The sequence below is a fragment of the Wolbachia endosymbiont (group A) of Barypeithes pellucidus genome (genome assembly GCF_964030885.1).
Classification (GTDB): domain Bacteria; phylum Pseudomonadota; class Alphaproteobacteria; order Rickettsiales; family Anaplasmataceae; genus Wolbachia.
On record NZ_OZ034985.1, the window covers coordinates 1,148,255 to 1,174,833 of the forward strand.

25 protein-coding genes, 1 tRNA gene and 1 pseudogene are annotated in these 26,579 nt (G+C 35.7%); 17 read left to right on the forward strand and 10 right to left on the reverse strand.

Features of this window, described 5'->3' with window-relative positions; all coding sequences use genetic code 11:
* The first annotated feature begins 260 nt into the window (after nt 1-260).
* The 6 genes and pseudogenes from ACQH1X_RS05920 to ACQH1X_RS05945 all read left to right on the forward strand — a co-directional run bounded on the left by ACQH1X_RS05920 (nt 261) and on the right by ACQH1X_RS05945 (nt 6,278).
* The gene (locus tag ACQH1X_RS05920; protein ID WP_425385987.1) at nt 261-1,424 is read left to right on the forward strand and encodes a multidrug effflux MFS transporter; all 1,164 of its coding nucleotides are present in this window, start codon (nt 261-263) and stop codon (nt 1,422-1,424) included.
* 141 nt (nt 1,425-1,565) lie between these two features.
* The gene (locus ACQH1X_RS05925; RefSeq protein ID WP_425385988.1) at nt 1,566-2,960 is read left to right on the forward strand and encodes an ankyrin repeat domain-containing protein; all 1,395 of its coding nucleotides are present in this window, start codon (nt 1,566-1,568) and stop codon (nt 2,958-2,960) included.
* Complete coding sequence (locus ACQH1X_RS05930) at nt 2,918-3,262, forward strand: ankyrin repeat domain-containing protein (RefSeq protein WP_425386679.1); 345 nt, start codon at nt 2,918-2,920, stop codon at nt 3,260-3,262. Before ACQH1X_RS05925 ends, ACQH1X_RS05930 begins: the two co-directional genes overlap by 43 nt.
* Nucleotides 3,263-3,300: 38 nt before the next feature.
* On the forward strand, nt 3,301-3,888 hold the full coding sequence (locus tag ACQH1X_RS05935) for an ankyrin repeat domain-containing protein (RefSeq protein WP_425385989.1): 588 nt from the start codon (nt 3,301-3,303) through the stop codon (nt 3,886-3,888).
* 287 nt (nt 3,889-4,175) lie between these two features.
* Nucleotides 4,176-5,198 carry an IS110 family transposase gene (locus ACQH1X_RS05940; protein WP_425385829.1) on the forward strand — a complete coding sequence of 341 codons (1,023 nt, stop codon included), beginning with the start codon at nt 4,176-4,178 and terminating at the stop codon, nt 5,196-5,198.
* Nucleotides 5,199-5,526: 328 nt separating this feature from the next.
* Nucleotides 5,527-6,278, forward strand: a pseudogene (locus tag ACQH1X_RS05945) (IS5 family transposase).
* Between the two features lie 170 nt (nt 6,279-6,448).
* On the opposite strand, the gene ACQH1X_RS05950 reads toward ACQH1X_RS05945, so the two are convergent.
* Genes ACQH1X_RS05950 through ACQH1X_RS05960 form a run of 3 tightly spaced genes read right to left on the reverse strand, consistent with a single transcriptional unit; the run spans nt 6,449 to nt 8,952 of the window.
* Nucleotides 6,449-6,955 (reverse strand): ankyrin repeat domain-containing protein, encoded by a 507-nt coding sequence (locus ACQH1X_RS05950; protein ID WP_425385990.1) that lies wholly within the window; start codon nt 6,953-6,955, stop codon nt 6,449-6,451.
* A gap of 39 nt (nt 6,956-6,994) precedes the next feature.
* A complete protein-coding gene (ltrA, locus tag ACQH1X_RS05955; RefSeq protein WP_425385991.1) occupies nt 6,995-8,539 on the reverse strand; it encodes a group II intron reverse transcriptase/maturase in 1,545 nt (514 codons plus the stop codon).
* A 26-nt stretch (nt 8,540-8,565) separates the two neighbouring features.
* Complete coding sequence (locus tag ACQH1X_RS05960) at nt 8,566-8,952, reverse strand: hypothetical protein (RefSeq protein ID WP_246433168.1); 387 nt, start codon at nt 8,950-8,952, stop codon at nt 8,566-8,568.
* Nucleotides 8,953-9,155: 203 nt separating this feature from the next.
* Here ACQH1X_RS05960 and ACQH1X_RS05965 point away from each other — a divergent pair, with 203 nt between their 5' ends.
* The 3 genes from ACQH1X_RS05965 to ACQH1X_RS05975 are packed head-to-tail and all read left to right on the forward strand — an operon-like array spanning nt 9,156 to nt 11,735.
* Nucleotides 9,156-9,692, forward strand: a complete 537-nt coding sequence (locus ACQH1X_RS05965; RefSeq protein ID WP_425385992.1) for a Na+/H+ antiporter NhaC family protein — start codon at nt 9,156-9,158, stop codon at nt 9,690-9,692.
* Nucleotides 9,692-10,450 (forward strand): hypothetical protein, encoded by a 759-nt coding sequence (locus ACQH1X_RS05970; protein WP_425385993.1) that lies wholly within the window; start codon nt 9,692-9,694, stop codon nt 10,448-10,450. Before ACQH1X_RS05965 ends, ACQH1X_RS05970 begins: the two co-directional genes overlap by 1 nt.
* Nucleotides 10,443-11,735, forward strand: coding sequence for a cbb3-type cytochrome c oxidase subunit I (locus ACQH1X_RS05975; protein ID WP_425385994.1), 1,293 nt, complete (start codon nt 10,443-10,445; stop codon nt 11,733-11,735). Before ACQH1X_RS05970 ends, ACQH1X_RS05975 begins: the two co-directional genes overlap by 8 nt.
* Nucleotides 11,736-11,772: 37 nt before the next feature.
* On the opposite strand, the gene pth is transcribed toward ACQH1X_RS05975, so the two are convergent.
* Entirely contained in the window at nt 11,773-12,321 is a 549-nt protein-coding gene (gene pth, locus ACQH1X_RS05980; protein ID WP_425385995.1) for an aminoacyl-tRNA hydrolase, read from the reverse strand.
* Nucleotides 12,321-12,932: a 50S ribosomal protein L25/general stress protein Ctc gene (locus ACQH1X_RS05985; protein WP_425385996.1), complete on the reverse strand. Its 612-nt coding sequence runs from the start codon at nt 12,930-12,932 to the stop codon at nt 12,321-12,323. The genes pth and ACQH1X_RS05985 overlap by 1 nt, the downstream gene beginning before the upstream one ends.
* 145 nt (nt 12,933-13,077) lie before the next feature.
* Here ACQH1X_RS05985 and ACQH1X_RS05990 point away from each other — a divergent pair, with 145 nt between their 5' ends.
* Nucleotides 13,078-13,377 (forward strand): NADH dehydrogenase ubiquinone Fe-S protein 4, encoded by a 300-nt coding sequence (locus ACQH1X_RS05990; RefSeq protein ID WP_425385997.1) that lies wholly within the window; start codon nt 13,078-13,080, stop codon nt 13,375-13,377.
* Nucleotides 13,378-13,419: 42 nt separating this feature from the next.
* Here the strand turns inward: ACQH1X_RS05990 and ftsL are convergent, their stop codons facing one another.
* Both ftsL and rsmH read right to left on the reverse strand, forming a co-directional pair.
* Nucleotides 13,420-13,695, reverse strand: coding sequence for a cell division protein FtsL (gene ftsL / locus ACQH1X_RS05995; RefSeq protein WP_425385998.1), 276 nt, complete (start codon nt 13,693-13,695; stop codon nt 13,420-13,422).
* 26 nt (nt 13,696-13,721) lie between these two features.
* Complete coding sequence (gene rsmH, locus ACQH1X_RS06000; protein WP_425385999.1) at nt 13,722-14,612, reverse strand: 16S rRNA (cytosine(1402)-N(4))-methyltransferase RsmH; 891 nt, start codon at nt 14,610-14,612, stop codon at nt 13,722-13,724.
* A gap of 217 nt (nt 14,613-14,829) precedes the next feature.
* On the opposite strand from rsmH, the gene ACQH1X_RS06005 reads away from it, so the two are divergent.
* A complete protein-coding gene (locus ACQH1X_RS06005; RefSeq protein WP_425386000.1) occupies nt 14,830-16,077 on the forward strand; it encodes an MFS transporter in 1,248 nt (415 codons plus the stop codon).
* 26 nt (nt 16,078-16,103) lie between these two features.
* Here the strand turns inward: ACQH1X_RS06005 and map are convergent, their stop codons facing one another.
* Together map and ftsA are read right to left on the reverse strand one after the other, a co-directional pair.
* Entirely contained in the window at nt 16,104-16,886 is a 783-nt protein-coding gene (map, locus tag ACQH1X_RS06010; protein ID WP_425386680.1) for a type I methionyl aminopeptidase, read from the reverse strand.
* 140 nt (nt 16,887-17,026) lie between these two features.
* On the reverse strand, nt 17,027-18,265 hold the full coding sequence (gene ftsA / locus ACQH1X_RS06015) for a cell division protein FtsA (protein ID WP_425386001.1): 1,239 nt from the start codon (nt 18,263-18,265) through the stop codon (nt 17,027-17,029).
* 136 nt (nt 18,266-18,401) lie between these two features.
* Between ftsA and def the strand changes: the two genes are divergently transcribed.
* The 4 genes from def to ACQH1X_RS06035 all read left to right on the forward strand — a co-directional run bounded on the left by def (nt 18,402) and on the right by ACQH1X_RS06035 (nt 24,376).
* The gene (def, locus tag ACQH1X_RS06020; RefSeq protein WP_425386002.1) at nt 18,402-18,941 is read left to right on the forward strand and encodes a peptide deformylase; all 540 of its coding nucleotides are present in this window, start codon (nt 18,402-18,404) and stop codon (nt 18,939-18,941) included.
* On the forward strand, nt 18,931-19,752 hold the full coding sequence (locus ACQH1X_RS06025) for a uracil-DNA glycosylase (RefSeq protein WP_425386003.1): 822 nt from the start codon (nt 18,931-18,933) through the stop codon (nt 19,750-19,752). The genes def and ACQH1X_RS06025 overlap by 11 nt, the downstream gene beginning before the upstream one ends.
* 645 nt (nt 19,753-20,397) lie before the next feature.
* Nucleotides 20,398-21,354 (forward strand): IS5 family transposase, encoded by a 957-nt coding sequence (locus ACQH1X_RS06030; protein WP_264735368.1) that lies wholly within the window; start codon nt 20,398-20,400, stop codon nt 21,352-21,354.
* A gap of 358 nt (nt 21,355-21,712) precedes the next feature.
* A complete protein-coding gene (locus tag ACQH1X_RS06035; protein WP_425386004.1) occupies nt 21,713-24,376 on the forward strand; it encodes a 2-oxoglutarate dehydrogenase E1 component in 2,664 nt (887 codons plus the stop codon).
* Between the two features lie 302 nt (nt 24,377-24,678).
* Here ACQH1X_RS06035 and rsmA read toward each other — a convergent pair whose 3' ends face one another.
* Nucleotides 24,679-25,491, reverse strand: a complete 813-nt coding sequence (rsmA, locus tag ACQH1X_RS06040; RefSeq protein WP_425386681.1) for a 16S rRNA (adenine(1518)-N(6)/adenine(1519)-N(6))-dimethyltransferase RsmA — start codon at nt 25,489-25,491, stop codon at nt 24,679-24,681.
* A 78-nt stretch (nt 25,492-25,569) separates the two neighbouring features.
* Here rsmA and ACQH1X_RS06045 point away from each other — a divergent pair.
* Nucleotides 25,570-25,642, forward strand: a tRNA-Thr gene (locus tag ACQH1X_RS06045).
* Nucleotides 25,643-25,666: 24 nt separating this feature from the next.
* Nucleotides 25,667-26,392, forward strand: coding sequence for a triosephosphate isomerase (locus ACQH1X_RS06050; RefSeq protein WP_425386005.1), 726 nt, complete (start codon nt 25,667-25,669; stop codon nt 26,390-26,392).
* Nucleotides 26,393-26,579 lie beyond the last annotated feature (187 nt).

Consider the following 26,579-nt stretch of genomic DNA (forward strand, 5'->3'; position numbering starts at 1 on the left):
TATTTAAACTTAAACTTGAATAATCAAAGATAAAATATTGAAATTCGCGCTTTTTATGATTTTAGCTTAAGATCCCAGTGTCAGCTACTTGCATGACACCCTACTGGATAGAGCCTTCACAGGCTTTTTCTCGAATAGCTACCCTTAATTTCAGTAGTTAAATTAATGTACTAATGAAAAAAATATACTATAATCAAGCATATTTACCAATAAATCATTAAGTGAAAACAGCTCTTTCGCAAAATATCATCTCTCTTATTATGATATTGTCTGTAGCAATTGTCGATATGGCAACTGATTTGTACTCAGTTGCACTACCAAGCATTGCCAATTATTTTAAAGTAGAAGGCAGTGTAGTGCAGCTTACAATTAGCTTGAATCTAGTTGGATTTGCAGTATCTGGATTAATTTATGGTCCATTATCGGACCATTATGGTAGGCGTCCAATGATGCTGATTGGTATGACAATTTTTACTTTGGCAAGTGTCATGTGTTATATAGCCGACAGTATTGCGCTCTTGATACTAATTCGCTTCATACAAGGAACAGGGGCTGGTGTTGCAGGTGTTGTTGGGTATGCAGCAATAAGGGATATGTATTCGGGTAGTGAATACTCGAGAGTAATTTCAAAGTTAAATATGGTAGTGGCACTCTCACCTGGAATAGCTCCAGTGGTGGGCAGTTATATAATTTCGCATGGGTATAGTTGGAAATTTTTGTTTTTTATTATATCACTTGCGGCAATTGCTATGCTTATTTTTATTTACTTTAAATTACAAGAAACACTCACTGTAAATAAAAATGAAACCAGTATAACTAACATAACTACTAATATCTTCAAGCAATATATATCAATATTTAGAAATTATCGTTTCCTTGGGTTTTCAATTATTCATGGATTAACTTTCATGTGGCTTTGGGCATACGTTGCTAACTACCCGTTCATATTTGAATCGATGGGCATTGAAGTACAGTGTTTTGGCTACCTCATATCGATCATAGTCATATTCTACATAATTGGAACTTTAATTAATAGAAGGTATGTACCAAAAATAGGGGTTAGCAAAATGCTAATAATAGGTTTGGTGTTACCGATAATATCCGATAGTTTATTGGTATATTTTTATTTCGCGGACAAGTTGAATATATTAATTCTTCAAGTCGCCTGGATTCCAGCCAATATCGGACTTGCATTAATAATAAGCAATAACGTAACTTCTGCTTTAGAAACGATCAAAGGTATAGGGCTTGGTAGTGCAGTCCTCTCATTCTGCAATATGATGTTTGGGGCTATTGGAATATATATAGTAGGAAAATTTTTTTGCTATGGTATTTTACCAAATTTACTATTAACAATAGCATGTTCTACAATTGCGGTTCTTATGTACAGCCAGCTCAAATGTACTGAAAAACACGGGGAATAGCCATTATTTACGTGATCCAGGAACATAGAGCTCATGGGTTATTAATGACTTTATCATGATAATATAATTTTACAGGGGGTGAGAGCTCATAGATTATTAACGGCTTTATCATAACAATATAGTTTTACAAAGAGGTGTAGGATGAGTAGTTCACAAAGTATAGATGATTTGTTTCAGGCTGCTAAAAGAGGTGATGTTGATGCAGTAAACCGTCTAATAAGTGAAGGAGCAGATGTTAATGCAGTAGGTGCACATAACAACACTCCTTTACATTGGGCTACTGAAGAGGGCCATAAAGGGGTAGTAGAAGTTTTACTAAATAATGGGGCAAATGTTAATGCAACAAATGAGTTAAAAGAGACTCCTCTACATCGGGCTGCTAAAGAGGACCATAAAGGGGTAGTAGAAGTTTTACTAAATAATGGGGCAAATGTTAATGCAATAGAGGACCATAACAACACTCCTTTACATTATGTTGCTGGATATGGCTATAAAGAAGTGGTGCAAGCTCTATTGGATAATAGGGCAAATGTTAATGCAGTAAATAAAGATGGAAAGACTCCTTTACATTTTGCTGCTGCACATGGCCGTAAAGAAGTAGTAGAAGCCCTACTGCAAGTAGAAGGGATCGATGTTAATGCACAAAATAAATATGACAGCACTCCTCTACATTTTGCTGCTGAAATGGGCCATGCAGAGATAGTAAAAGATCTATTGGACAAAGGGGCAAGTGTTAATATAACAGATCAAAATGGAAAGACTCCTTTACATTGGGCTGCTCAAAGAAACCATGCAGAGATAGTAAAAGATCTATTGGATAAAGGGGCAAATGTTAATGCACAAAATGATAAAGAAGAGACTCCTCTCGATTTAGCCACTGATGAAGGAATACAAACTCTATTACAAAACACAACTAAATTACTTGAGGCTGCTAAAAATAGTGATAGTGATAGTGATGAAGTAAGACGTCTAATAAGTGAAGGAGCAAGTGTTAATGCAACAGATGAAGATAGAAGGACCCCTTTACATTGGGCTGCTGAAAAAGGTTATAAGCAAGTGGTGCAAGCTCTATTGGATAATGGGGCAAATGTTAATGCAGGAGCATTTGGTCTGAATATTACTCCTTTACATCTTGCTGTTGCAAGTCGCCATGAAAAGATAGTAGAAATTCTATTAAATAAAGGAGCAAATGTTAATTTAGTAGAAAGTTCTAGAGGAATGACTTCTTTATGGCTGGCTGCTGAAAAGGGCTATGGAAATGTAGCAACAGTGCTATTAACAGCAAAAGAAATTGATGTTAATACATATCCTCGAGCATTACGTTTTGCTGCTGAAAAGGGCTATGAAGATGTAGTAAAAGTGTTATTAACAAAAGAAAAAGAAATAGGTGTTAAAATACTTTCTGAGGAATTACGTTTGGCTGCTGTAAATGGCCGTGAAGGTGTAGTAAAAGTGCTATTAACAGCAGAAAAATCGATGTTAATGAATATTTTCTGGCATTATATTGGGCTGCTCAAAATGGCCATGAAGGTGTAGTAAAAGTGCTGTTAACAATAGAAAAAGTCGATGTTGCAGCAAAAGGTATTCACGAAAAGACCCTTTTACATTTGGCTGCTGAAAAGGGCTATACGGATATAGTAAACACTCTATTAAGAAAAGGAGCAGATGTTAATGCAAAAGATTATTTTGGAAATACTCCTTTACATTGTGCTGCTGCAAATGGTCATACAGAGATAGTAAGTGCTCTAATAAGAAGCGAAGGAATTAATGTTTATGCAAAAGATAACAAAAACAATGCTCCTTTAGATCTTGCTAAAAAAATAATCACAACGAGGTAGTAGAAGTTCTAAAACAAGCACAAGAAAACATCGAAGCTTTGTGCTCAGCTGTTAAAAATGGTAATGCGCAGGAGGTAGACACACTGGTAGAAGCTCTATTACAAGGGCGATTTGGTGATAATCTATCTATAGGAACAAATATTGATAATATAGTAGATGAGGATGGAAATACTCCTTTACATTTGGCTGTTTTACTTAATAAAACAGAGATGGTAAAAATTCTAATAGGCTACTCAAAAAATGTTAATATAGTAGATGAGGATGGAAAGACTCCTTTAGATTTAGCTAAGACAGAAGAAATAAGAACTCTATTATTAAAAGCCGCAGAAAACCCTGTTGATGGTTCAGTGGATGAATCATCGACAGATAGTGAAGAGGTTCTAACAACCGGAAGTGCACAGCCTATTGCTCCCACAGAACCTGCACAAACAGAAGAACAGCCGAGCTCTTTTTTTTGTAGTTTGTTTAGTATACTTATGAAGCCTTTTTCATTAATTGCATCATTTTTTGGTGGGTTTTTTCCATGGTTGTTTGGGTCTGATGAGCCAATACAATCATCATCTGAATCTGACCAACCAGTTGTGTTAGAATCATCGAATAATTCAGGAGACCATGACATAATATAGCTAAAGGTTTACTAGATTCCAGCGTCACGTGCTGGAATGACATCCTCTCTAAGTAGCCTCCTTCTTGTATCTTGTCAAAAGCATCTAATGTTTTAAGCTTAAGCATTAGGTGGAGAAGGGAGGAACTCTGTGCTTCTTCTTAGATATAAAATCTGTAGAGGAGATAAGAATTCCCTTCTCAAAAGTATAGGCTGGACGGTATCGTAGAAAAACCTAAATGGTTCTAATTCTGTATTCACAAGGTTAGCCTTACTTTTCATTTTAAATAGTAACGTATGGGGTTATATATGATCAACAACTTTCTGGGAATAGATGTATCAAAAGATCGCTTTGATGTTTTTCTCTCATTTATAAGTAAAAAAGGAAAACGTGAAACTAGGAAAAGAAGCTTTAAGAACGATGATAATGGGTTTCAAGGTCTGCAGAGCTTTCTACAAAAACATAACGTAGAGCAAGTGAAAGCTTGTATGGAAGCTACCGGTTGTTATAGTGAAGCTTTGGCTGAATTTCTACACAATGCTGGACATTTTGTAAGTGTTGTAAATCCTTATTGTATTAAATCTTATGCGAGGAGTAAGCTTGTAAGACAAAAGAATGATCAGACCGATGCAGAAATTATTGCTGATTATTGCCAAAGACAGGAACCTACTCGTTGGACACCACCTTCTCCTGAAATGAAAAAATTAAAACATCTTTATCGTTGCTCGGTTGCGTTAAAAGATGGATTAACATTCGTAAATAATCATTTAGAAAAGAAGGAGAGACTGCCTGAAGAAGTTGCAAATGCTTGGGAAAACCTTGCAGTGAACATAGAACAATCAATAGAAACAATAAAAAACTCCATACGTGAACTATTAAAACAGCACAAAGAGTTGTTGGAAAACTTTCAACTCTTATTGACTATTCCAGGAATAGGAGAGGAATCAGCAATAGCTATTTTAGCTGAAATTCCTGACACAAAGGCTTTTATAAATGCCAGACAATTGGCAGCATACGCTGGAACTATACCACGAAATATAACATCAGGTTCATCTGTATATGCCAAGCCCAGATTAAGTAAATCAGGTTCACGAACACTACGTAAGGCCATGTATTTTCCTGCTATAGTAGCTAAAAATCACAATCCTATTATTATGACTTTTTGCAAGAGATTAAAAGAAAAAGGCAAGCATAATATGGCCATTGTTGGTGCTGCAATGCGTAAGTTGCTTCATATTGTTTTTGGTATTTTAAAATCAAAAAAGGCTTTTAATCCTGACCATATCAAAAGCTACAGGACTAGGAGATTGACTGAAGCTTTAGTAATTTAAAATCGAAAAATGCTTCCATTCTATCTTATGTAAAATGGTATCTTACACAAATTTATTGAATGTAGTTGGTTAGTGTATATGTTGATAAGTGTAAAAGACAAGATTTAATCTGACAGACAAGAATTAACTGACAGAAGAATTGAGGTAGTCAAAACTAATATCAGGCTCTTGTTTAATACAACTACAATCTGTATACCGCTACACAGGACGGGAATTGGCAGTATTTTTTGATTTCACAATATAACTTAGGCTCTGTGGACAAAAAATATGAAAAGAGAGAAAAAGATGGTAGTTTAGCTTAATAGGTAAAAAATGGAGAAACTACCATATGCAATATTACATCAAAGAGGAAAATTGGAAACAAATTTTAGAGTTCATAAAAAGCGTAAAAGGAATGCATAGCAAAGATGAAAAACGTTTAAGAATATTCATAGAGGCAGTGTGGTACATAGTCCGAAGTGGTTGCCAATGGAGACTTTTACCAAAAACTTATGGTAATTACAGGAGTATACATAAGCGATTTAAAAGATGGTGTGGAAGAGATGTCTGGGAAAAATTGCTTGAATATACTAAACAAGAGCCTGATTTAGAAGTTGCTATAATCGACGGTACGATCATCCGAGCCCATCCATGTTCATCTGGATATACAAAAAACTCCAAGGATCAAGAAGCTTTAGGGAGGAGCAAAGGTGGCTTTACAACTAAAATACATGCGCTTGTCGATGCACTTGGAAATCCACTTAAATTTACTCTGACCCCTGGTCAAAGAAATGAGATTACACAAGCAGCAACATTAACTGAAAGTGTCTATAATACCACTGTAGTGGCTGATAAAGGCTATGACAGCAATGCTTTTGTTACGAGTCTTGAAAGCAAGGGATGTACAGCAGTTATTCCTCCGAAGCGTAATCGAAAAGTGCAGAGGGGTTACGATAAACACATTTATAAAGAGCGTCATTTAATTGAGTGTTTTTCGGTAAAATTAAGAACTTTAGGCGTATTTTTTCCAGATTCGATAAAACGGCTGAGGTTTTTATGGGTTTTCTAAATTTTGTCGGGGCTCTTGTATGGCTTCTCTAAAATTTTGTCCACAGAGCCTAGCTTGGCAAGCCACCATATCGCCGCTACCGTCTGTATTAACATCGTTACAATTACTGCGATTGGAATTTTTTGGTTTTGCATAATGTAATGAGATATTAATTTATTGTAGATAATTGTTGAAAATTTCTACTGTGTGTTGTATGTACAGTTTATTGCTCTGGCTTGTACTGCTTTTCTGCTTCATCAAGTAAGTCTACGATTTCTCTATAAGACTTCTTATTTCCACTATAAGATGACCTCTTCATTGCTATAGTTTTTGCAGTTCTTCCTTTCCAGTCTCCAACATGAGGATTAGCCCCTCTCTTTAGCAAAAGTTTTACGATCTCTAACTGACCACCTTCAGCAGCATCAAGTAATGCTAAACTAATAGTATTTATATCCATCCCCTCGTCTAACAAAAATGTAACAATTTCTAAGCACCCTTTCTCTGCAGCGTAATATAATGCTTTTTTACTAATACTTGAATCACCTCTACTTTTTTTTATTAATAATTTCAGAGTGTCTAAGTTACAGTTCTTAGCTGCCACTTCCAACATTTTCTGATACTCCTCAGCAGCCTTGGATTTTTGATAATAATACGTAATAACAACACATACTATTACCACTATAAACCACAATGTAGCTTGTTTCTTGGATTTTTTGCTCATGTTCAGCATTTTTTTTCCACATTAAATCAGCAATTTACTTATTTTCTCTTAAACATAATTACTCAAAGATGCTGATAATGTAGTAAGATAACCTGCACTATTTAAGATATGCTCCACTCTATCAATTACCCATTCACCATCTATATCCTGATTGAACCCTACAAGGTTAAGTTTTGCCTCTGCAAATAACTCTGGATCACCTGGTATTGTCATTTCTAAAGTCTCATTGTTACGCTGTAGTTGCTTAAATTTGGCACTTGCTGCACTAATTGCTGATTCTGCATTTGGGTAAATTGTTTGTATAGGGTAACTTGGTTCACTGCTACCTACTGTTTCTGATATTGGTTCTCCCTTCTCATAGCTATACCATTTTGCTATCACTGAATTATATTTATCACGTACAGTAAAATGCACTTTCCAATTGATTGTATCTTGAGGTCTAATAGTCGTTGTTCCTAAAGCTTTTCCTGTTGCTGATTTTGCTGCACCTTTTGGAATAAACAATATATATCCTCCTGCTAATTTTGCGTTCGGTAGAAGCTGTAGCTTTACTCCTCTCGTTTGAGTTTTATTACTACAACTCCCCCTAAAGAACCGTGCTTGCAGATTTCCCGCACACGGCTCATCAATATTAGTTTTCACAGTCGTCCCTCTTATGCATATATTGAAACTTTCCGTCCTTCGTTTCTCTCTTATCGCTTGTTGCCACTCCCTCTTGCCAAACTTTACTACTCTGGTCTTGTTTTCAGATACTTCCAACCCAAATTTATTTAGCCTTTGTTTCAGTAATTCCAGAAATTCTTCCGCGTCTACCTTACTTTCGCAACAAACCACAAAATCGTCGCAAAACCTTATTAGTTGTATATATCCTCTGGATCTTGGTTTAAATTTCTTTTCTATCCATAAATCCAACACATAATGTAAGTATATATTTGCTAATACAGGACTTACTATACCACCTTGGGGTGTACCTTGTTTTGTTGCTTCATAATTTCCAGCTTCGACTATCCCTGCCTTGAGAAACCGCTTTACTAACCACAGCAAATTTGGGTCAGTTATTCGTTCCCTTAGACATCTCATTAGCCATTTATGCTGTATATTATCGTAGAACTTCTTGATATCCACTTCTACAATGTAGTTTATTGGCTTGTACATAACTGCTTTATCTAGTGCATTTACCGCTTGATGACAGTTTCTTCCAGGTCGAAATCCATATGAGCTGTCCAGAAAGTTTGCCTCGTAAATATTTTCTAATATCTTCTTCAGCATAATCTGTACTAATTTATCCTCGGTCGATGGTATTCCGAGTCCGCGTTTCTCTTTACTTCCAGCTTTCGGTATATATACCCTCTTTACTGGTTGTGGTTGATATTGCTTCCTCTTCATACTTTCTACTAGCACTTCGAGTTTCTCATTCAGATTTTCTCCGTATGATTCCACTGTTATCTGGTCTACTCCACAAGCCTTGTTACGCTTCAGTTCTTTATAACATCTCGCAAGATTCTCTGTATTTATCAGATGGACTAACGATGTGAATTTTAGTCGCTTATCTTGCTTTGCTCTTACTGCTATCTGGTTTAGTTTATTTTGCATGTTATTCCAACCTCCGTTGTATTGGCCTAGCAATCCCTATTCCAGTTACTATATTGCTGATCGCTTCCCCTTGTACGTGGCTTTCCCACATTCTGAGTACTATCAATCAGTCCGACTTCCCCTGCATCTTCCGCTAGTTCTTGCCTTTGTTGACTTGTTCCAGCGTACCTTTGTAGGAATGCATAGGATCTCCCAAGTTCACTTGAAGTCCATTTCAATACATGGCACGGTCTCAGATCCCGATAGAGTGAGTGATAACTTGCCTTTACGTTATCCTTCATGCTGTCTTCCATGGCCATGAAAATGTCGACCTCTATGTCTTCAGGTATTTCGGAACTCAATCCCTTCACTTTCGTTGTACCCTGCATTGTCCATCCCACTAGCTCTATTACACTCGTTACCTCATGCAACATAGTGGTCTGTTCCAAACTGTTGGCTAGACTTTGTTTGTGTTGGATTTTCACCAACTGTTCTCCAAGCACTTCTTGGCGCACCTTGGAAACCTTTTCTGGTAGATTGCTTTCTAGAAAAACATTGGTCAAGGTGCTAACTGTGGTTTATAATAATATAAATTATATCATAGTTGATTTGCATTTATCAGAGCTGGAGTAGAGGTATGTTTTATTTTACAAATTTTTTGCCTATTTTACTGTTCCTATTTCTTTTTGTAGGAAGTGGCATATATTTTACTGTTCTTGGCGTGTCAAATGCTTTTTATCAGTTATCTCCACTGGTAGCCATTGTTCCTGCCATAGCTCTGGGTTGGGTTTTATACAAGGGCAATACTGAAGAAAAAATGTATGCCTTTCTAGATGGGGTAAGAGATCGTAATATTATCACTATGTGCATCATTTTTTTACTTGCAGGTGCATTTAGTGAAGTAACTAAAGCAATCGGTAGTGCTGATGCCACAGTTAATTTGGCTCTTTCATTTATACCAACACAATTTTTACTCACAGGATTATTTTTTGTAGCAGCTTTCATCTCCACTGCTATTGGTACATCAATGGGCACCATTGCAACAATTGCTCCTATTGCAGTTGAACTGACACAAGCTGGGATTTCTCCTTCCTTAGGAGTTGCAACCGTTGTAGGAGGAGCAATGTTTGGTGACAATTTATCTATATCTCTGATACTACAATTGCATCTGTGATGTCTCAAAAGGCTGATATAAAGAAAAAATTAAAACTGAATGCAAAAGTGGCACTAATTGCTTCTATATTCACAATAATTATATTATTTTATAGCTCAAGCAATAGTGCTGCTATTTCAGTTAAGGAGTATTCTTTATTACTTGTAGCTCCTTACATCATACTTATATTGCTTGCAAACTTTGGAATCAATGTATTTACGGCATTGGTTTTAAGCATAACTTTTGCTGGAATTATTGGATTTATAAATAACAACAATTATGGGTTATTGTTTTTAAGCCAAAACATCACCAAAGGGTTTATGAGTATGCATGAAATTATGCTACTGTCATTGATGGTTGGCGGACTTTCAGGACTGGTAGGTAAAATTTCTAAGGAGTTTGCAGATAAACTTTCATCTTGGGTTATGATACAACGTGGTGGACAAAAAACTGCGCAGTTATTTATTGCAAAAATAGTCAGTATATCTGACATTTTACTTGCAAATAATACCATCGCTATAATTTTTAGCGGTGAAATTGCTAGAGATATTGCTAAGAAATATGAAATACCGCCTCACTATAGTGCAGCATGGCTAGGCATATTTTCTTGTGTATTTCAAGGATTAATACCGTATGGCGCTCAATTGCTTTTGGCTAGCACTATTGCTGGAGTTTCACCTTTGGCAGTCATGCCACACGTATACTATTGCTATGTTTTAGGTATTATTGCAGTGTTATATATCGTATTAAACAAAATTGAGAAAAAAGACTGTGCTTAATATACAAGACAATGCTCTACTTTGTAAAAGATGGATATTCCTAGCAGTATGTGCTCTTGCTTGCTCTGGATTGCTGTCAATAATTGTTATTTTTCTACGATTGCCTTTTATCTCCTCTCTTGTTTCTTCTGCACAATATATTTTTGATAATGCGCTGGTAATACACGTGAACTTGTCAATTTTGGTGTGGATGTGCTCTATAATATCTCTGCTCTTTATCATAAATCTACAAAATACCAATAGTTGGTTTAACTTTTCATGGGTTCTATCAACCCTTTCTGTGCTGCTCATGTTTGTATCTGCATTTGTTCCAAACACTGAAGTTATCAAAAGTAACTATATTCCCGTGTTACAAAACAAATTATTCTTACTTGGACTCAGCTTATTTATTGCCAGCATATTAATAAATGCAGTTCTTGCATATATGTCAAAAAAAGAGGTTTCATTTCTCTCTGTGGGGCAAATTGGGCTGGTTATTATACTTGTATCGTCATTTCTTTGCTTTGTTTTAGCATATCAAAATATGCCTCCAGGTCTATATCACTCGGATAAGAATTTATTTTACGAATATCTCTTTTGGGGAGGCGGACATTTATTGCAGTTTGCTTTTACTCAAGGAATGTTTTTAGTGTATTTAATAATCAGTGATGTTAGTTTAGCTTCAAGCAATAAAATTACTATTTTACCGCTGTTTATAAACACGATTTTGGCTATAGGTGCACCGTTTGTATATTTTGTTTATCCAATTGATAGCGCCGAGTTAATACAGTTTTTTACTTGGCATATGAGAATTGCTGGAGCAGTTTTGCCGTGCTTTTTGATAATATTAGTGTGCTGCAACATCAGGACTTTTACTAATGATAAAAGCAACTATTTATTACATTCATTTTTATTGTTCATTTATGGAGATGTGCTTGGAGTGCTGACTATTGAGGGAAATGTCACCATTCCCGCTCATTATCATGGTTCTGTAGTTGGGATCACTATAGCTTTTATGAATTTCATTTATTGGCTGTTACCTAAATTAAACTTTAAAGAGGTAAAAAGTTCCATGGTAAGATTACAGATTTATGCCTACAGTATAGGGCATTTTCTCCATATTACTGGCCTTGTTTGGCTTGGTGGGTATGGCGCCTTAAGAAAAGTTGCAGATCTGCCAAGTATTTCATCAATGTTGGCACGTGCTTGTTTTATTGCGGGTGGAGCTATATCAGTTATTGGTGGAATGTTGTTCGTAATAATTGTGCTTTTACATCTGTTAAAAGGCAAAGCGCGTACCAACTAACCCATAGAAACAAAACTTACTTTTGTGTTTCGTAATATTATGCAATCAAATTGATAAAAGCTGTATTATCTCCTTGCAGCATTAAGTGTATATTTTTTGCTATTTTTTCCACTAAGGGAGTAACGTTATCAAAATTTGAAAATTTTGATAATACATAATCTGCTAAGCTTTTTTGATCTTCAGGTCTGCCTACTCCAAATCTCAAGCGCCAATAATCGTTGCCAATAAAACTATCTATGGATTTAAGTCCATTATGTCCAGCAGAGCTACCACCTTTCTTTATTTTTATTCTTCCAAGTTCCAAATCAGCGTCATCGTGTATGACAATGATATTATCTAGCGATAATTTGTAAAAGTTTCGTATTTTTGCAACAGGGATGCCTGAATTATTCATAAATGAATAAGGCTTTATTAACATGATTTTATTATCATTAATTATACCAGAGGTTATTAGATAATCGGCTTTTTTAGAGAACAACTGGAAATTCCAATATTTGCAGATTGCATCAACGGTGATGAAGCCGATATTATGATGAGTTAGCTCATATTGACTGCCAGGGTTACCAAGCCCAACTATCAGGTGCACTATTCCTCTGTTTCTGCTTGAGGTTTTTCAACGTCACTATCGGCAGCAGAAATTGTAACAATGGTAAAATTTTCTTCCTCATGAGCTACAAACTTAACACCTTCTGGTAATTTTACATCATTGATATGTATAGATTGGCCAATCATTTTACCGGATAAATCAACTTCAATAACCTGAGGTATTTTATCAGGAGAGCACTTAACAGCAATAGAACGACACAAAACATTAAGCACTCCACCTAACTTGATTCCTGGAGCTTTACTTTCATTCACAAATGATAAAGGTATGTCTATTTTAATTTCACTGCCTTTATCAACAAACTGAAAATCAACATGTTGCACAGTATCCTTCACTACATGCAATTGGATATCGCGAACAAGAGCATATTCCTTTTTGCCTGAAATATTCAGCTCTATCAAATGTGCAAAAAGAGAGCCTGATTTATATTGCTTCGTGAATTCCTTTGCAGACAATGTCAAATTTACATTATCATGGCCCTTTCCATATATGATTCCAGGAATGTTTCCTTTCTTCCTTAGAGAATGCATCGCTTTTGTTTTTGTTATACCACGTAACTCTGCATTAATTGTTACTATTTCTTGTTGCGTCATCGGTTACTCCTATTCAGCTAATCCTTTTAATATAATTTAATAATAATATAACATAAAAATATTTATTTCAAACTTCATTCTTTCATACTAATTGTTTGTGAAAGGATTTATTTAGATATATATTTAAGCTTATTTAACAAGAACTATGGGCATTGATGATAAAGTAGTTTTTAGGATTTATAAACCAACAAGAACTGCAACACAATCTGGTTTAGGTAATACAAATTTCTGGCACCTAAAAATCGAATCTGGCTCTTACTATATTGAACCTTTGATGGGGTGGGTTGGCTCAAAAGATCAAAAAAAACAGATTGTATTAAAGTTTGATTCTCTTAAAAAAGCAGTATTCTACGCAAAAAAACGCAACGTTAAATATATAATTGAAATGCCAAAAAATGTTAAGAGATTGCCAAAATCTTACGCAAGCAATTTCATACTAAAGTAAGGTTTATTGTGGCGTGCTTGTCTGTAAAAGATAAGGCTTAGTTTAACTCTGGGTTTTAAGTTGTGCTAACACACTGCGGCCATTTAAAGAGTCAAGATTTTTAACCTGGCTAGCCAGTATTAACGAGTTATTTTTCAGGTATTTCTTTACAAGGCTTGCAAGTCTTTTTGGATTATTCAAATAGCTCCACTCTGCTTGTAAAACTTTTATATCACTTTGCACTAAATTAATTTCACTTTTTATTTTTATTAGCTCTCTATTTAATGACTGAACATATAATTTTACCTTAAATAGTCCTACAATGCTAAGAAAAAACATAACTATTGAGATGATGCAGAAAGTTCTCATGACAACCTCTGTATAGCTCTTAGTTTTGCTGAGCGTGAACGCGGATTTGCACTTACTTCTTCTATACTTGCTTTGATCACTTTTTTATTTAGAAGAGAGAATGTCTTGCAATCAGCAGATTTTGATTCACATAAATCTTTAAAAAAAGTTTTGACTATACGATCTTCTAAGGAATGAAAGGTGACGACAATTAATTTGCCATTCTCATTTAAAATTTCAGATGCAGCTTTAATGCCCTTTTCAAGTTCTCCCAGCTCATCGTTTACCCATATTCTGATTGCTTGAAATGTTCTGGTTGCAGGATCAATTTTGCTTTTTCCACGAAATACCACGGAACGTACAATATTCGCAAGCTCAAATGTAGTTTTGATATTTTTCTTCTTCCGTGCATTTACTATTGCTCTTGCAATTTTGCGAGAATGACGTTCGCCTCCGTAGTTATATATAGTATTTGCGATTTCTTCTTCGCGTAAAGCGTTAACAAACGTTGAAGCGTTTATATAAGAAGAGTTATCCATGCTCATATCGAGTGGACCATCATGTAAAAATGAGAACCCTCTATCTCCGTTATCAAGCTGCATAGATGAAACTCCGATGTCAAAAACTATTCCATCAATACCTTCAATATTGTTGCTATCTAATAAATTTTTAATATTACTAAACTTCTCAATGAATAGTTTTATTCTATCGGGATATCTAACGCCTAAATCATCATAAAACTTAGTTACCGTTTCATCTCTATCAATTGCATATACTTTGCAATCAGCTGACTCCAATATTGCTTTGCTATACCTTCCAGCTCCAAATGTGGCGTCTACATATATACCACTATCCTGCGGTGAAAGTTGTGATAGCATCTCTTTTAACAAAACTGGAGTGTGTGTCATATCAAAAAATTTAAGTACATCTGGTGTAGATATCCTACTCTACTCTTCTCTTCGCATCAATTTTATTTATGTACATAGATTTTCTTACCAAAATATGGTATCTTCTCGGAATATATGAGCAATAATATTAAAATTAAGGTTTAATATTGTTAATATAATATTCACATAATGTTCACATTTTTTTTATATATAAGATCAAACAGGCTATAGGGAAATTATGCAGCAAATAACAAAAGTAATATTCTCGAGTTTGATTTGTAACACTTTATTGTGGTATGACCACATGCTTTTTGGCCACTTAATAAACATAATAGGTGGTGTGTTTTTTCCATCGGATGATCAACTAACCAGCGTATTGAAGGCTTTTGGAGTGTTTGCAGTGGGTTTCTTAATGAGACCAATCGGCGCTGCTATATTTGGTCACATTGGTGATAAACATGGCAGAAGAATTGCCTTATTGCTCTCGATTATATTAATGACTCTATCAACCGTATTAATTGCTTTTGTTCCAGGTTATCAAAGCATTGGAATACTAGCGTCAATACTGGTAGTTTGTTTAAGGTTATTGCAGGGTATATCTCTTGGAGGGGAAGCAGGAAATGCACCGTTCTTAATAGAACACGCTCCTAAAAACAAAAAAGGATTTTTTGGCAGCATTGAAGTATTAAGTGCAATTCTTGGTTCAATATTAAGTCTTATAGCGGTACTCATATGCAAGAAAGTATCTGATTTTGAATCTTGGGGATGGAGGTTACCTTTTGTTTTAAGTTTAGCAATGGGATTAATCAGCATATATATGAGATGTATACTTGATGAGAGTCCAGAGTATAAAAGACAGAAAAATCCATCTAAATTGCCATTAAAAGAGTTATTAAACAATTACAAAAAGCCTGTTCTAATATCAATAGGTATTGACTTGGTTGAAAATGCGTCTCTCTATATATATCTAATGTTTTTCAATGTGCTTACATCAACAATAAATACTCATTTTAACCATATGGTAGAAATACTGAGTCAAATTGTACTCGGAGGGTTGACAATATTATTTGCAATACTTTCTGATAAGATAGGAAGAGAAAAAGTTATGAAGTTTGCATTTATAACTTTTGTGATAGTGAGTTATCCAGTTTTTTCAATGATACTAAGTGGTGATAATTTACTAACCATAATCGCACACATTCTTTTTATAATTCCAATAGCTGCATCGCTTGGTCCTGTCAGTGCACTTATGTGCGAATTATTTCCAACAAAGGTTCGGTACAGCGGATTTGGTTTATCAAGAAATATAGCTGCTGGATTTTTTGGTGGCCTTGCACCATTTATATGCACAACAATTATCAAGGTTACAGGACAAGAGACTTCAGCTAGTTTTTACATGATTTTCTGTGCATTAATTGGGCTAGTTGCTATATCGCAAATTAAGGGTGAGCTTTCTTCAAAATCACCCAAAGTAAACCAAGTATAGTTGCAGTAAGCAGAGTTTAAAAAAATCTAATTATATGGTGGGAAGTGCCAATTTTTAGGTGATAATGTAAATATTTCAGCACCATCTTTTGTTACTCCGAGTGTATGTTCAAATTGAGCAGAAAGTGAAAGGTCACGTGTTATTACTGTCCAGTCATCAAGTTTACTGAGCAGAGTCTCGTGTTTTCCAGCATTAATCATTGGCTCTATTGTAAAAAACATACCTTCCTTCAAGACGAGATTTTCATCTTGATCATAGAAATGCACTACATTCGGTGGAGCATGAAAGACCTTTCCTATACCATGTCCGCAGTAGCTGCATACGATAGAATATCCAAAATCTCTAATATATTTCTCTATAGCAAGCCCTATTTCATTCAACTTATTGCCAGGCTTAACTTGTTTAATTGCTTCCATCAACGCATGATAAGTAGCGTCACACAAACGTTTTGCTTTTATTGATGGCTTGCCAACCCAAAACATGCGACTTGTATCACCATGCCAGCCATTTAAAATCACCGTAACGTCAATATTCAAAATATCTCCATCTTTAAGCGGTTTATCATCGGGAACACCATGGCACACAACTGCATTTTTTGAAGTGCAAATTGATTTTGGATACCCCCTATAGTTTAGTGGTGCTGGAATTGCACCTGCATTAATTATAAAGTCATGACATAGATCATTTAACTCACTAGTTGTCACCCCTACCTTTACGTATGGTGCAATGAAATCAAGAGTTTCAGCAGCAAGCCTGCCAGCCTTGCGCATGAATTCAAAATCTTCTTGTGAGTGTATAGTTATGTTCATATTTTCCATGTCTTATTGTAATTGGTGATCTTTTACGCTTACTCGCAAGCACATAAACATAATAACTTTACATATTATAAAAATAAGTCCTATGGATCCTAGTGTCAAGTCATTTGTATGACAAGTGGTAAAACAGAAATCTAGACTGTAACTTTTGATTTAACCCAATTATACAATTTACTCATTTTACCATCCTGACCTAAAATACCAGAATTATTTTTATAAAAAGTGTCAACTATTAGCTTTATAGAACCTATAGCAGCAGAAAATACGGGATTTTTATCATACTCGCCATCAAGGCCACTAAGAGATTCAGGGCACCCAATTCGAACTTGTTTATTGAATATATAGCCTGCAATTTCCTTCATGCTTGTGAGTTGACTAGTTCCACCTGTGATCACTACTTTATTAATTGGATCTTTCTGCTCTTGAAATTGCTCTCTTACCATTTCAAGTATTTCTTCAACTCTTGGTCTTATGATGTTAATAAGCTCAGATTTGAATACTTGAGTAGGTTCATCATTTTCGTTGTTTTGCACTGTAATGTACTCATTCTCATCTATTGAAGTTACGATAGTGCTACCATACAGTATTTTTATATACTCTGCACGTTCTATGCTTGTGCATAGCCCGTAAGCAATATCTCGAGTGATATGAACACCACCAATTGGAATGCTGCTTGCATACACAAGTTTCCCTCTTTTGAAAATTCCAATTGCAGTGCATCCGCCTCCTATATCAACAATAGCAGTCCCGAGCTCTTTTTCATCTCCACTCAGACAGGCAAGACCTGCAGAATATGCAGAAGCAATACAACCTGCCATATTTAATCCACCATTATTGGTAATACAGTTTTCAATATTGGTAAGCGCTGGACGCGAAGCAGTGACAACATTAACATCAGCAGATAGTCTTTTTCCGTACAATCCACCAACCTCTTTTATATCAGTCATGTCATCCAAGTGATATTTCAGTGGTATATTGTGAATGATAACATTGTCTTCAATATATTTCTCAAACGTCTGAAAAACTACACGTTTTATATCCCGGTCAGAAATTTCATGATTAGCTGCAATAATTTCATTATGTACATTGAAAGATGAGATGCCACATCCAGCAATGTTCACATATATCTGGTCTATAGTTTCTTCTGATACTTGTTCAGCTAAACCTATAGTTGATGAGATGGAGTAATTTGCGTGTTTTACATTGGTTATTGATCCACCGTTTACACCTTCTGCAATCTTATAACCCGTTCCTGTTACTTTATAGCTGAAGTTGCCATTTATCTTAACGATTAGACAAATAATCTTTGTTGTACCTATGTCTAAAACAGCAAAAACGTTTCTCTTTGGTTTTGCTATTACTGCAGAGTACATTAGTTAACCTTATTACGCAATTTCATTTAAATTGTAGCTTTCTTTTAATTTATATTTCTATTATAGATATAGCAACATTTTAATATACCCTAAATTCTGGACAAAAGGAAAAACAAAACATAGAATTATAATTTTTATGTCCATATTACCAATTGTAATTGCTCCTGATGAAAGACTAATCACACGTGCCAGTGAAGTAACAGATATAAACGATAAAATTAAAGAATTAGTAAATGACATGTTCGAAACTGTGTACGATGCAGAAGGTCTTGGCCTTGCTGCAGTGCAAGTTGGAGTGTTAAAGAGAATTTTTGTTATGGACATTCAGCTAGAAACAATTGAAAATGAGCCAGCAGGATATGAATCAATTGGCAAATTTTGCATGATTAATCCAGAAATTACGGAATTATCTGATGAACAAGTAATTCTCAAGGAAGGATGTCTTTCTATTCCAGAGCAAAGCTATGAAATTAAGCGTCCAAAGTATTTAACTGTGAAATACAGAGACTTAAATAACGAAGAACAGACGCTAAAAGCTAGTGGTTGGCTTGCAAGGTGTATTCAGCATGAGCTAGATCACTTAAATGGCATATTATATATTAGACATTTGTCTAAATTAAAGTATGATATGGCGATGACAAAAGCACAAAAGGTTAAAAAGCATTATGAGCAATGAAGACCTAGAATTATTAAAGTTTTGCCATGAAGTGGGCGTTGATTGCACACTAACAGAGGGTGAAAAGGAAAAAAAGTTGGAGAGCAAAGAGGGTGTGCAACCCTCTGTTATCCAAACTGGGACCCAGAAGAAAGATGCAGATACGCGCTGGAATGACACTAAAGATGGGAAAGACATGTTTCCAAGTGACTGGATAATTGAAGCAAGGAAACTTGCAGGTAAATGTAGTAGTGTGGATGAATTAAGAAGTGCAGTTGAATCATTTGAAGGTTGTGAAATAAAAAAAACTGCAACTAATACTGTCTTTTCCGATGGTAATCCAAACGCAAAAATTATGCTCGTTGGTGAAGCTCCAGGAGCAAATGAAGACCTTCAAGGCATACCATTTTGTGGTGCAAGTGGAATGTTGCTCGATAAAATGTTAAATGCAATCAATCTTGATCGCACTAAGGTATACATAAGCAATACTGTATTTTGGCGCCCACCTGGCAATAGAAAGCCAACCGACCTAGAGCTTGATATGTGCAGACCATTTGTTGAGAAGCATGTTGCACTGGTTTCACCGCAAATTCTAATTTTGGTCGGGGGAATTGCGTGTTATAGCCTTCTTGACAGCACAAAAACTATATCGAATTTGCGTGGTAGATTTCATACGTACACTAACCAATATTTGTCCAATTCAATCACCACAGCCGCTATATTTCATCCAGCTTACCTACTTCGCCAACCGGCACAAAAACGTTTAGCCTGGGAGGATTTGAAGAAGATTAGGGAGTATCTTGATAACACCAATAACTGCACAAACACCTAATAAAGTGGTAGACCTCTTGCATAGTTTTTTGCAGCATGTTAACAATCGTTAGAAACGAAAAACCTACTTGACAAACTCTGCCAGCCCCTTTATCATGATGCTGAAGGTATTCAGTTATCTTCATCTGTGCAGATTAAACAGCAAGAAAACAACGTAGTTGGCGTCTTATTTTTAATTTTTTGCACTATGTGCACCTTATGTCTTCACAATACTTCTAGGTTTTTACCTATATAAGCTGAAACGCGCTTATAAGTCGTTTAAGACAGTATAGTACGCCAATTTGCAGGATTAGAGAGTGAACACTAATTACCACGGGGTTTCTTTTGCCTTTTTTTCTGCTTAGTAAATTTCTTAAACATTTAAACTAAGGTGAGTTGCATTTAAAAGTAGCTAAATTGCAGTGTTTAAGACTTTAAAAAACGCCAATACTGAAAGTAGACAATGACTAGGGCTTCTTTTGCCTTTTTTTCCATTTGGTAAATTTCTTAAATATTTATGGCTAAACGACAACCGTCATCCCAGTACCTTCCCTTGTCATCCCAGTGCCCAGACTCTGGGATGGCTTTGTTGCATAGCAACCGAAAAAATCTGGTAGCTACTGACAAAATTCATTATAAATAACCATTTAACTGTTGAAGAAAAAATATGCCACAGAAAATGAAAGTCAGTAACCAAAACGAATATAACAAATTCCTTGAAAAAAGGGGAAATATTTTTCGTTACATCGATGAAGCTATCGAAAATTGGTATGAAAATAGTCCAAAAATGCAGGGCGGCAACTATATTTACAGTGATAAAGTCGTAATTTTGGTGCATATAATTGTCAATCTTTTTAGAATTGGTTTAAGACAAACGGTGGGGTTTATAAAAGGATATCTGCAACAAATAGGAAAAAATTTGGCAGTTATCAGCTATTCACAAGCATCAAGAAGGTTTAAAAAACTTAATATTAAGATAAATGATTGCAGGGTTGATAAAAGCAACATGGAAAATATTGAAATTATCATAGATAGCACAAGTATCAGCATTTACAGTAACACTCCTGGCCACAGTAAGGAAAACAGTGCAGATAGAAAGTACCGAAGCTACGAGCAAGTAAGAAAGTTACATGTTATGTTAAGTGTGAATAGTAAAAAAGCTATAGCTGCAAGATACAGTAATGGCGTCTACTCTGACCACTATGGAGCTTGCGATTTGCTTGAAGAAGTTAATTTTCAGCACAAAATAAAAGCATTATATGCAGATAGGGCATACGATAGGCACAAACTTTATAAATTGTGTAAGAAATACGATATAAAGACAAAAGTTCTACCAAAAAAGGATGCAGCAGAACATTCAAAAATAGATTATATGTCTGACAGAAATGCTGCTATTAGGTTAATAAAATTATATGGACAAGATGGTGTAAAAGAGTGGAAAAAGGAAGCGATTTATGGAAAGAGATCTTACATAGAAGGATTTTTCTCAAGGTTGAAGCAAGTATTTGGATTTAGCTTTAGGAATAAATCTGAAGTAAATCGTGAAAAAGAATTACTAATTAAGTGCTATTTGCTCAACAAATTCACTGATATTGGTATGGCTAAATTTGAAATCATTACATAAATTTGTCGTAAACCATCACTGCTTAAGGTGCTATGCAACAAAGCCCACTGGGATCCAGGAATTTTATTAAGTTGGTAAGCATAAAAGTAGCCGTTTTATGCTAAAGTACAACGTTTTGATGATTATGAAAAAGCTGGATTCCAGTGTCAAGCACTGGAATGACACCCTCTTGGATGGAAATCAGCGTCAGCTACTGGGATGACAGGGTAGCCTGACAACCGTCATCCCGCTGCTTGTCAGCGGGATCTATGCCGAGATACCGCGAATGAATCGCGGTATGACGTATAGAAACTAAAAAAGTTCTTTTTTAAAAAACTTAAGTTATACTTATAAGTGTTTGATATCTTATATAGTAATTATGTCGAATTTAAGCTGCCTTTATGGTGATAATGCAGAATTTGTAGAAGAAATGTATAGCCGTTATCTGCAGGGTGATAAATCAATCGGGGAAGATTGGCACAGAATTTTTTCAAGCAATTTAGAAGTTAATAAAACGGAGACTTGCGGTGCACAATATGCAACTAAGGCGGATGATTCGGCTTTCGATTTGGTAAATTTTTTCAGGTCTTATGGTCACTTTTTTGCAGACCTTAATCCGTTATCACCGAATGAAAGTCAAGAAATAGATTATCAAAAATACTCGAATCTTTCTCCTACGGATGATACTAGAATCTATAGAGATATTTACTGCAAGAATATTGGCTTTGAATTTATGCATATCTCCTCTTATGAAGAGAGAATGTGGCTGCAGGAAAAAATAGAAAGTCAGAGCTACAAACTGGATTCACGAGACAAAAAAGAAATACTGAGGCACTTGGTCGAATCCGAAATGTTCGAGCAATTTCTCCATATGAAATTTCCTGGATATAAACGTTTTTCTATCGAAGGTGGGGAATCAGCTATCGTTGCAATTGAGAGAATCATTAGTGATTCTGCAGCTTTTAGTACTGAAGAAATAGTCCTTGGCATGGCTCATCGCGGACGACTCAATGTTCTAACCAAAGTTATGGGAAAAGAATATGCGGCAATGCTATCTGAATTTCAAGGCAATCTCGCACACCCAAGTGGTCTTGAGGTGTCCGGTGATGTTAAATATCACCTTGGTTACTCTTCTGATCGAACACTTGCCGGTGGTAAAAAAATACACTTAAGTTTATGCCCTAATCCATCTCATCTTGAAGCGGTAAATCCGGTTTTGGCTGGAAGAATAAGAGCAAAACAGAATATAAGGTCTGTGCTTGGAATATCAATTCATGGTGATGCGGCTTTCATTGGTCAAGGAGTGGTTGCTGAAACTTTAACCTTAAGCAATATTGAAGGTTATAAGGTGGATGGCATTGTGCACATTGTCATTAATAACCAAGTTGGTTTTACTGCTAACCCATGCTGCGCACGATCCTCTTTTTATTGCACTGACATAGCAAAATCAATAGAAGCCCCAGTGTTTCACGTTAATGGAGATAACCCGCAAGCTGTGAGTTTTGCTGCAAGTCTGGCGATGGAATATAGGCAGAAATTTAAAAAGGACGTAGTGATTGACATAATATGCTACCGCAAATATGGCCATAATGAAGGCGATGAACCGAATTTCACTCAGCCACTCATGTATAAGCTGATATCAAAACATAAAACTCCTGGAACATTGTATGAAGAAAAATTGACTGCAGAGAAAGTATTAGATGGCGATGAAGTAAATAAATTACGCAGTGAATTCAGGGCAAAATTAGATAAAAGTCTTGCTGAATCAGTGGCTTATACTCCAAAAAAAGCTGACTGGTTCGGTGGAGTGTGGTCAAAATTAAGAAGGGCAAGGTTGAACGATTTGAGTGAATACTATACGGACTCTGGTGTTCCGCCAGATGAGTTGAAAAAATTAGGTGTGCATATAAATAGCAACATCCCAAGTAGCTTTAACATTAACAATAAGGTTAGAAAAATACTTGATGGCAGAATAGACAGTATAAATTCCGGTAGTAATATAGACTGGGCAACTGCCGAAAGTCTTGCGTTTGCATCACTGCTCACAGAAGGAATAGAAGTGCGTTTATCAGGACAAGACTCTGGCCGTGGCACTTTTTCGCACCGTCATTCAAGGCTTGTTGATCAGGTAACAGAAGAAGCGTTTATTCCGCTAAACAATATAAATGAAAAGCAAGCTCACTTTGAGGTCATAGATAGCGCTTTATCAGAGTATGCTGTAATGGGCTTTGAATATGGATATAGTCTTGATTCCCCGTATTCACTGGTGCTCTGGGAAGGACAATTTGGTGATTTTGCAAATGGTGCGCAAATTATGATCGACCAGTTTATCGCATCTGCAGAAACAAAGTGGTTGCGATCAAGCGGTCTAGTTTTATTGTTGCCTCATGGTTATGAAGGGCAAGGACCTGAGCATAGCTCCGCGCGTATAGAGAGATTTTTGCAACTCTGTGCAGAAGATAATATGCAGGTAGTTAATTGTTCCACTCCGGCAAATTACTTCCATGTCTTACGCAGACAAATGCATAGAGACTTTCGTAAGCCTCTGGTAGTGTTTACACCTAAATCGCCACTGCGTCATAGAAGAGCAGTTTCTAACCTATCTGACTTTGAAGGAAAATTCCTCACGGTAATTCCAGAATATAGAACAGATTTAGTTTCAAATGATAAAATACGTAAAGTTGTAATATGCAGTGGTAAAGTTTATTACGACATAATTGAAGTATGTGAAGCACAAAAAATAAACGATATAGCAATAATACGTTTAGAACAATTCTATCCATTTCCTGCCGATAAACTAAGCAGTGAACTTGAAAAGTACAAAAACGCTGAAATTATATGGTGTCAAGAAGAACCAAAAAATATGGGAGGATGGTTTTTTGTCAACCCATTGATAGAAGAAGTGTTGTCCAATCTCGATATTCAAGCAAGAAGACCTAAGTGTATCGCAAGACCTGCTGCTGCATCTCCTGCATGTGGCTATGCTAGTGTCCATGCTCAGCAACAGGAGGAAATTTTGAAGCAAGTTGTGCAGGGAATCTAGCACAATTGTGCAAATATTGAGGTTTTTAAGCAAAAGTGGTGTCATCCCAGTGCCCTGACTACTTGGATTCAGGAATTTTATTAAGTTGGTAAGCATAAAAGTAGCCGTTTTATGTTAAAATACAACGTTTTGATGATTATGAAAAAGCTGGATTTTAGACTGGAATGACATCGTTTACTATGTGCCATATTGCAATGTTCGTACAGTAAGCCATAGGATGACAGAAGCGGAGCTATAGAAGCCGGTGTGGTTCTGTCGTATAACTCTAACTGTTTTTAGGGGATAGAAAGGCTATATGGTTGCTAACACATTTTATTGCAAAATAAGCATTCTACATTATTTGCCAGCAAACAAAACTGCTCAATAGTTAGGTTTTCTGGACGTTCGTTTCCACTCAATTTAGCGTTTTCAAGGACAGTTTCAGCGTGGTTCGTTATATTTTGCAAGCTATTTCTCAGCATCTTTCTTCTTTGAGAAAAAACGGCACGTGTTAATCTTGTTAAGGTTTCCAAATTTACTGCAAACTTTGGGGTAGGCAAAGGATTTACTGTAATTACTGAAGAATGTATTTTTGGTCTTGGAAAAAACTCTTTAGGTTCAATATCAAATTCCTTTTTTATATCACATAGTAACTGGCTTAGCACTGATAAGGAACCATAATCTTTAGAATTGGGTCTTGCCGTAATGCGATCTGCTACCTCTTTTTGAAACATTAATGTCAAACTCGTAAAAAATTTTATATTATTTAACCACTTTAAAAATAACACTACCGAGATATTGTAAGGCAAGTTAGCAATAACTTTGACTGGGCGCTCTATCAGCTCTTCTTCTATAACATGCAGTGCATCCGCTTCTATAATTCTATACTTTCCTTGATGCTCATTTAGCAGTTGGTCATGGTGTTTTACTAAATCTCTATCTTTTTCTATAGAAAGTAGAGACTTTGGATTATGTACCAATATTTCTCTTGTTAATGCACCATATCCAGGACCAATTTCAATGACATTAAAATTTTCCAGACTATCAGCTAAAGCGACGATTTTTTTTGTTATCTCACTCGATAAAATAAAATTTTGCCCTAGACTCTTTTTTGGCTTCAGTAAAAATTTTCTCATATTATTTTCATTATACAGTATTTTAAAAATCAGTTGACTAAAATCCATTGATAATTGTATATTATTAATGTGTTTAACGCCGGCTTAGCTCAATTGGTAGAGCAACTGACTTGTAATCAGTAGGTTGTCAGTTCAAGTCCGACAGCCGGCACTCTCGCCCATATAAGTAAAGTTGATGTCCTTTTTAATAGTAGCAAATTGGAAAATGAATGGAATGCGTTCTTCATTTGTTGACTTTATAGGCAAACTTAACAACAAGAGCAACGAAATTACCTCTAAATTAGTAATTTGCCCTCCTTTTACATCATTTCCAAGCAGTATAGAGTTGAACAATAATATTAATATAGGAGCACAGAATTGCCATCATAAAAAGTTCGGTTCTTACACAGGTGAAATTAGCGCAGAAATGTTAAAAGAACTAGGGTGTACTTACGTAATACTTGGGCATTCTGAAAGGGCCAATGAAAAAGATAGTGAAATAAAACTTAAGTCGGAAGTAGCAATAGAATCAGGCTTACACCCAATTATCTGTGTAGGTGAAAATTCAGAAGATTATAAGAATGAAAAAACAAAAGAAGTAATAGAATATCAATGCAAAAACCGTTTGCCAACACACGGTGAATATACCGTAGCATATGAGCCAATATGGGCAATAGGCACAGGTCATGTGCCAAATAATGATGCAATTGCTGAGGTGATAGAGGTAATAAAATTGTGTACTGGTAAAAAACACATTACATATGGTGGTTCAGTCAGTTCAGAAAATATAGAAAATTTGTTAAATATTTCAAATTTATCAGGAGTTTTAATTGGCAGTGCAAGCTTAGATTTCGATCACTTTTATAAAATCATACAACAAGTTGAAAAAAAGTTTTCTCTTATCAATTCTAAAAGTAGATAAAAGGGAATTACTCACTATAGGAATAGGGCTATCACGGGCGTCTCAGCAGATTCAGCTAACGCGTACTCCCTCGTCGTCATAACGTCACGGTATCCGCTAACACGTAGCGAGATGACGGTTGTCAGAGTGACACTGGTTTCCATACAAAGGTGGTGTCATCTAAGTAGCTGACACTGATTTCCATCCA

Excerpts from the sequence above, each read along its gene's own strand:
- ACQH1X_RS05960 (WP_246433168.1), bottom strand. The coding sequence starts at position 8,952 with ATGTTGCATGAGGTAACGAGTGTAATAGAGCTAGTGGGATGGACAATG.
- ACQH1X_RS05970 (WP_425385993.1), top strand. The coding sequence starts at position 9,692 with ATGTCTCAAAAGGCTGATATAAAGAAAAAATTAAAACTGAATGCAAAA.
- ACQH1X_RS06005 (WP_425386000.1), top strand. The coding sequence starts at position 14,830 with ATGCAGCAAATAACAAAAGTAATATTCTCGAGTTTGATTTGTAACACT.
- ACQH1X_RS05965 (WP_425385992.1), top strand. The coding sequence starts at position 9,156 with ATGTTTTATTTTACAAATTTTTTGCCTATTTTACTGTTCCTATTTCTT.
- map (WP_425386680.1), bottom strand. The coding sequence starts at position 16,886 with ATGAACATAACTATACACTCACAAGAAGATTTTGAATTCATGCGCAAG.
- rsmH (WP_425385999.1), bottom strand. The coding sequence starts at position 14,612 with ATGACACACACTCCAGTTTTGTTAAAAGAGATGCTATCACAACTTTCA.
- ACQH1X_RS05940 (WP_425385829.1), top strand. The coding sequence starts at position 4,176 with ATGATCAACAACTTTCTGGGAATAGATGTATCAAAAGATCGCTTTGAT.
- ftsA (WP_425386001.1), bottom strand. The coding sequence starts at position 18,265 with ATGTACTCTGCAGTAATAGCAAAACCAAAGAGAAACGTTTTTGCTGTT.
- ACQH1X_RS06025 (WP_425386003.1), top strand. The coding sequence starts at position 18,931 with ATGAGCAATGAAGACCTAGAATTATTAAAGTTTTGCCATGAAGTGGGC.
- ACQH1X_RS06035 (WP_425386004.1), top strand. The coding sequence starts at position 21,713 with ATGTCGAATTTAAGCTGCCTTTATGGTGATAATGCAGAATTTGTAGAA.
- ACQH1X_RS05925 (WP_425385988.1), top strand. The coding sequence starts at position 1,566 with ATGAGTAGTTCACAAAGTATAGATGATTTGTTTCAGGCTGCTAAAAGA.
- rsmA (WP_425386681.1), bottom strand. The coding sequence starts at position 25,491 with ATGAGAAAATTTTTACTGAAGCCAAAAAAGAGTCTAGGGCAAAATTTT.
- def (WP_425386002.1), top strand. The coding sequence starts at position 18,402 with ATGTCCATATTACCAATTGTAATTGCTCCTGATGAAAGACTAATCACA.
- ltrA (WP_425385991.1), bottom strand. The coding sequence starts at position 8,539 with ATGCAAAATAAACTAAACCAGATAGCAGTAAGAGCAAAGCAAGATAAG.
- ACQH1X_RS05920 (WP_425385987.1), top strand. The coding sequence starts at position 261 with ATGATATTGTCTGTAGCAATTGTCGATATGGCAACTGATTTGTACTCA.
- ACQH1X_RS05950 (WP_425385990.1), bottom strand. The coding sequence starts at position 6,955 with ATGCTGAACATGAGCAAAAAATCCAAGAAACAAGCTACATTGTGGTTT.
- ACQH1X_RS06030 (WP_264735368.1), top strand. The coding sequence starts at position 20,398 with ATGCCACAGAAAATGAAAGTCAGTAACCAAAACGAATATAACAAATTC.
- ACQH1X_RS05985 (WP_425385996.1), bottom strand. The coding sequence starts at position 12,932 with ATGACGCAACAAGAAATAGTAACAATTAATGCAGAGTTACGTGGTATA.
- ACQH1X_RS05990 (WP_425385997.1), top strand. The coding sequence starts at position 13,078 with ATGGGCATTGATGATAAAGTAGTTTTTAGGATTTATAAACCAACAAGA.
- ACQH1X_RS06050 (WP_425386005.1), top strand. The coding sequence starts at position 25,667 with ATGTCCTTTTTAATAGTAGCAAATTGGAAAATGAATGGAATGCGTTCT.
- ftsL (WP_425385998.1), bottom strand. The coding sequence starts at position 13,695 with ATGTTTTTTCTTAGCATTGTAGGACTATTTAAGGTAAAATTATATGTT.